3 protein-coding genes are annotated in these 5,592 nt (G+C 60.2%); 1 reads left to right on the top strand and 2 read right to left on the bottom strand.

The window, feature by feature from the left end:
* Positions 1–198 precede the first annotated feature (198 nt).
* Both GNZ13_RS51425 and GNZ13_RS51430 read right to left on the bottom strand, forming a co-directional pair.
* The gene (locus GNZ13_RS51425; RefSeq protein ID WP_172179100.1) at positions 199–1,887 is read right to left on the bottom strand and encodes an IS1634 family transposase; all 1,689 of its coding nucleotides are present in this window, start codon (positions 1,885–1,887) and stop codon (positions 199–201) included.
* 318 nt (positions 1,888–2,205) lie between these two features.
* The gene (locus tag GNZ13_RS51430) at positions 2,206–3,381 is read right to left on the bottom strand and encodes a porin (RefSeq protein ID WP_172179101.1); all 1,176 of its coding nucleotides are present in this window, start codon (positions 3,379–3,381) and stop codon (positions 2,206–2,208) included.
* Positions 3,382–4,631: 1,250 nt separating this feature from the next.
* On the opposite strand from GNZ13_RS51430, the gene GNZ13_RS51435 reads away from it, so the two are divergent.
* The gene (locus tag GNZ13_RS51435) at positions 4,632–4,985 is read left to right on the top strand and encodes a BON domain-containing protein (protein WP_172179102.1); all 354 of its coding nucleotides are present in this window, start codon (positions 4,632–4,634) and stop codon (positions 4,983–4,985) included.
* Positions 4,986–5,592 lie beyond the last annotated feature (607 nt).

Consider the following 5,592-nt stretch of genomic DNA (forward strand, 5'->3'; position numbering starts at 1 on the left):
CCAATCAGCCTTCAAATTGCTTTCATTGCGTGTCGACGACGAAGTGAGTCCGCAAACCGGCGCGAACTCAGTCGGACCTTGAAGTGTTTTGAATTACGCTTCACCTCAACTCCGACGGTCTCCTAGCCCTACCTTCGCATGGCGGAGCGCCGGATCGATGGTTTTCGCCGGGCAGACATGGCAGTAAAGGCTGATCGGTCATACATGAAATAATTGAGGGGCCCACCTCGCCAGCTCGAAGACCTTGACTGCGCGGCGCTGCTCGGTCGTGAGCTCTGGCGCCAGCATCACCGTTGGCCGTCGTCCTGCGCCTCCGGTCGTGGTCCGCACCAACGTCACCTTGATTTCAGCCAGGCTTTCCATCGTCTGACGGGCGGAAGCGTCCGTTCCGAGCGCGATCTTCGCCAGGCTCACGAGCATCAACCCGAGAACGGTCGCGAAGGTGTGCAGGCGCAGCGACCCATCGGCCCACTGGTGCGATGGCCCCCAGGGGACGACACCGCCTTTCTTCGCTCTGCGGAACAGCTCCTCGACTTTCCACTGACCTCGGAAGGCGTAAACAATCCGACCTGTGGTCCAGGTATGTCGGTCGGTGCACAGTACCCGCCGGCCGAGCCGCGTCTTCTCCAGCTCGCGGCGCAATGCGGCATCGACGTGCCAGTGCAAGGTCGGTGCCGTTTCGCTTCCGGCGAAGGTGGTCACGACGAAGCTCGACAGGTGTTCCCGAGCGAGCGCCTTGTTGACTCGCAGCTCCAGACGGCTACGCGAGATGCGGCCCTTTTGGATCAGCCCCTCCAGCGTGCGCAGTTCCACCTTCGCTTTGCGCAGGGCCGCCGCGATCCCGCGTTTCTGGCCCGCCAGCAATTCTTGGCTCTCCACCACAACGAGCGTGCGATCCAACTCTCCGACGGTAGTCCGAATGCGCGCCGCCCGGACTTCGCTGAGCTTGCCCGAGAGCGGTTTCATGGCACCGCGCTGCGCCGCCATCTGCAACGCCTCTTCCGCGGCCTTGTGCCCGAGCGGCAACGAAATGAGGCTGTAGTAGCCGGCGGTGTCGAGATCGAGCTCCAGTTGCGGGCTCCAAAACCCACCGTCTCGTACCAGCGTACGCTGCGCCGGTCGCGCGCGAGCCTCACCGCTGTCGAGTGCCTCGTGCAGCTGCGCCAACCCACCCAGGCATGCCGCGAGCACCGCCTGGTCCGAGCCGTTGCCCGGATACGTCCGATACAACAGCGGCACATGCCCCGTCTCACTGACCAGGACGCCAAGCCCTACCACCCGGAGGTCCTTTCTCTTGCTCTTGGCGTGTCCACGCCGGGCCAGCTCGCCCGGCGTCTGCGTGTCGATGTGCGTATCGAAGTTCGTCGTGTCGAACGCGAGCACGTCCGCGGAAAGCTCGAACCGGGCAACGGCAGCTTTCGCGACCGCTACCTGCGCCTGCTCCAATTGATGCTCGGTAACCTGCTGCGCGACGCGATGAAATGCCTGCCCGCTGAACGCGGATCCCGGCAAACACGACAAGCGCGGCAGACTCGCATCCAGAAATTCCCCCAGCTCGCGCTTGGGTCCGGGCGCGCACGCCCGCTGAATCGCCACTGCCACAGCCAACTCGCCTACCGATGGGCCGCCCTTCGCGCCAACCCCTGCGCATGCCCGATCGATGTGCGCCACCAGATCCAGTTGCTCGGCCACCCAGATCAACGCCCCGACATCGCCGACCCCGCGCGTGCCCACCGTATGCGTGGCACGCAGATCCGCCAAGGGTGGCGGCTCAGCCGGCCCCAGGACAACCTGGCGTGCGACGGAGCGCCCTCGCTCGGCATCCCACACCGACTGAGCTGCGATACGGTAGCGATGGCCGTTGACTTCTCGTTCGAAGATGTGCATGTTCTTTCATGTAGCATCCTCAAGGCCAAGAATCAAGCGAAATCCAATATTTCCGCCGCGTTCCGGCTAGGCGGCCCCTCGGAGGTGGCGCCAAGTGTGCGAAGGTAGGGCTAGTACAAGACGAACGGAGTGGACAAACCTCTGGTGTACCGGCTGTCACGCCAGTGGCATCGCCGGGTAGCTAGTTTCGCAAGAGATAACCGCTGAAAGCATCGAAGCGGGAAACTCGCCTCATCGAGAAAGGGCGCGCGGGCCGACGCTGTTGCGCTGGCCCGTGCACCCGACGCGGGGTCCGCGTCGGAGGGTATGAACGCGTCTTTAGAACATCGTGCGAAGTCCGATTGCCACGCCCACTTGATTGGTCCGGCCAATGGTGTTGGTCGGAACGCCCTCGCCGTTGACCCCGCCCGGGTAGTCGGCGGAGAAGGCGCCTGTGCCGCGCGCGAAGTCCGTGATCGCGTAGACTTCCGTGCGCTTCGTGAACGAGTATTCGGCGAGAACGGTAGCCGATTGGTTCACCCCCCGGCCGAGCGAGCCGTCGAGCAGTTCAGCATTGCGCGTCTGCCCGTAGTAGTAGGCGAACGTGAACAGCAGCGGAGCCATGGCTTGCCAGTTCGCACCGACGTAATAGGTGTTGTCGATACGGTTGGGGCTGGCACCCTTCAGTGTCGGCGCGCCAGATTGCTGCATGTAGCTGTCGGTCAAACCAGTCTTGTCCTGCCCCCGCAGCCAACCGGCCAGCAGGCGGATGTCATGGGTGACCTGATACGCGCCGCTGATGTGCAGGAAGGTGGTCTTCGCGCCATTGATTGCGCTGCCGACACTGGTGCCGACCGAAGAGCCGGTCGCAGATGTCGGCACGGAGACTTGCTGGAAGCCTGCGTTGAGCATGGCAGGGCCGTACGTGTACGTCAGTTCCGCGGCGTAGATGGCGCCGAGCCCGAGCGCGCCCGGCTGGTTGCCTAAGCCGTAAAGGGCATCGACCATCAGGCCATCGAAGCTGCCCTTGTACTTGACCGCGTTGTTGATTTCGAGGTAAGGCCCGATCCCGTTATACATCCAGCTGTTTTGCCAATAGTTGCCAACGGTCAGCGGGTCGAAGATATCGCCCAAGGTGTCGTAGGCCGGCGCATATTGCCTACCGAAGGTCAGCGAGCCCCACGTTTTATTCGACAGACCCACGAAAGCTTGTCGACTGAACAGTGTGCCGGGGACGTGTAGTTGCCCATTGAAGGCTTCGAAGCCGTTTTCGAGGCGGAAGATTGCGGACCAGCCGCCCCCCAGATCCTCACTGCCCCTCAAGCCCCAGCGGCTGTGGGTTTCCGGGCCGGACGTCATGGCGACCTGGTCGTTACCACCCGGGCCAGCATTCGTCTGATACCGGATGGCTTCATCAACGATGCCGTACAGCGTGACCGAGCTTTGTGCGAATGCCGACGACGCCGCGGCAGCGAAAAGTGCGCCAGCGGCGCTGGAAATGAGTATTTTTTTCATTAGTAATCCACAGTAATTGGTGAGCGGACTGGGAGAATTCTTCCCAAGCTCGAGCAATAAGACCGTGAATGGGAGCGTAGCCTGTCCTTTCATTGAGGCACAGATATTTGTTACGGAGTGTTGTTTATTTGCTGTGTCGGGACAGGCATGTACAAATCGTCTGATGATTCTATGTACAGGATAACGACCGATCAGTTGGGTCTTGATGCGCTGCGCTGCTTTGAGCGCGAGGCATTGCCGATGCCGAGGCGGCCAGGGAATGGAGAAGGACTGCCTGTTATTGCTGTGGCAGCAGAGCTTTTATATAAAAAATGAATTAAGCGACGCAATACTTTCGACGACGCGAAGTCCACCGCTCACCGTTCCGGAAAAACGGGGAAAAGTGGAACATGGCGGGTTTGACTGAGGCAAGCGACAGGCGCATGCATGCCAAGGGACATCGCATGAATCTCCCCGTATTTATTCTCAAAGAAAGGCGAGACGGTATTAGGCAGTGTTCACGTTTTCACCGATGGTCGAAAGGCGCAGACAAGCGATGTAAACACGAGATAGCTGTCGGCGACGTTGAACCGGCAATATGGCGAAGCGAATGCGCCCAGAAGCGAAGTGCTCACAGCAACTGCGCATTAACGTTCGACGCGCGGGGGAAGCTCTGGCCTAGCGCTGCGCGCCGATGTCCACTTCAGTAGACTCCTGGTGGCTAGCGCTGACTCGCTCTGTTTGGTGACGGGCGGCTATGTCCTTGCAAAGGCTGCCCCTGACTGCGGGCAAAACACGAATTATGACGACACGTTCATATCCACGCTGCACGAAACCGGCCATTGAGGAACGGCCACGAGCTTCCGGGTATGAAAGCTCACCTCGGTAGATGACGCGGGCCCTGAAAGGATGAACGGCCGTAGTACCTTGGAGAGCCGCCGTTGTGGCGGCGTCGATCCGAAGGGCAGATGCCGGTCGATCTGAGCCGGTCGCATCTCGGGGGAAGTAGCCATCATTCGGACGATCGGAAAGCGGCCAACGATGTCTACCAGATCAGAGTTCTATACTGTAAATCCGAAAACGGATGCAGTTTGGAGATTGTGTTCACACGGAAGAGCCGGAAAAACACCTGGCGGGGAGATTCATCCATCGATACAAGGCCGAGCGCTGCAGCAAACGGCCACCCCCATGTGCGTGAATGCTTGTAAAGTGGCGGTACTTCGGGATCCTGGAGAGGGTCTTCCGTTAGGTCATTGATACTGGAGCAGCCAATGAACGCAATCAGAACACTCAAGCTCGCTGGTGCTGCATTGATTGTTGTCGCTTCCGTCAATGCGTGGGCACAGGAAAGCGAATCTTCTGCCACATCGACGGCAACGCAAGGGACGTCGAAATCCGCCGTCAGGAAGGCAAATCGGACATTGGGCAAAAAAGTGCTTCAGGCGCTTTCGAAGGGCGGTGTCGATACCGCGGGCATCAATGTACTCGCGAAAGGTGGCGCAGTAACGCTCGCTGGAAGGGTCGCCGATCCGTCACAGATCGAGAAGGCAGGCTCGATAGCGAACGGCGTTTCTGGCGTTACGTCCGTGAAGAACGCTCTGACGATTCGCGAAGGTGGGCAGTAATACAGCCCACGTGTCCAAAACTGCGACTCAGCACACTGGCAGCAGGCTGATCTTCAGTGTCATTCCTGCTTCGATTTCGGTTGTCGGGGTTGCTGTCGCGGCTCAGATCCGCGTTGCGTCGGCGCCCTCGTACATGCGTCCGGGGGCGTTACATACGGCACGTCGTCGCAGCAGCACGCATACACCGGAAACCCCTGCGCGTTCGTGCGGATGATGGTCGTTGGCCCGTGCAGCGGGCACACCACCGCTTTCATGGTGCCTCCTGAGACTCATAAGTCAACGGGTCCTATCGTACACGCAGCTCGCCAGTTCGGTATGAGCCAACGCCGGTGCGCGCTTATTGCAACGGTTTTGACCGACCGATGGGGTTCGGCCAGTAGCTGTCGTTGGCTGCGTCGGTGATGTCGCCATTCGAGCGACGGTTCGGCTCATGAAGCGGCCATTAACTTGGCTTCGTTCCGCGTGGCGGTATTGGGTCGAGGGTGTGTGAAAACCCACGTCAAGCGGGCCGATCGAAAAACTCGACCTTCAGATCGCGCTGTGTTGGCTTGGTGACGACTCGGGAAGGGTGAAGCGACACCCTAAAACCGGGTGATTTCGCGTTTTC

It is taken from the genome of Paraburkholderia elongata (assembly GCF_013177735.1).
Taxonomy (GTDB): Bacteria; Pseudomonadota; Gammaproteobacteria; order Burkholderiales; family Burkholderiaceae; genus Paraburkholderia; species Paraburkholderia elongata.

Bases quoted from the DNA above. Each gene is read 5' to 3' on its own strand.
- GNZ13_RS51425 (WP_172179100.1), bottom strand. From the start codon at position 1,887: ATGCACATCTTCGAACGAGAAGTCAACGGCCATCGCTACCGTATCGCA.
- GNZ13_RS51430 (WP_172179101.1), bottom strand. From the start codon at position 3,381: ATGAAAAAAATACTCATTTCCAGCGCCGCTGGCGCACTTTTCGCTGCC.
- GNZ13_RS51435 (WP_172179102.1), top strand. From the start codon at position 4,632: ATGAACGCAATCAGAACACTCAAGCTCGCTGGTGCTGCATTGATTGTT.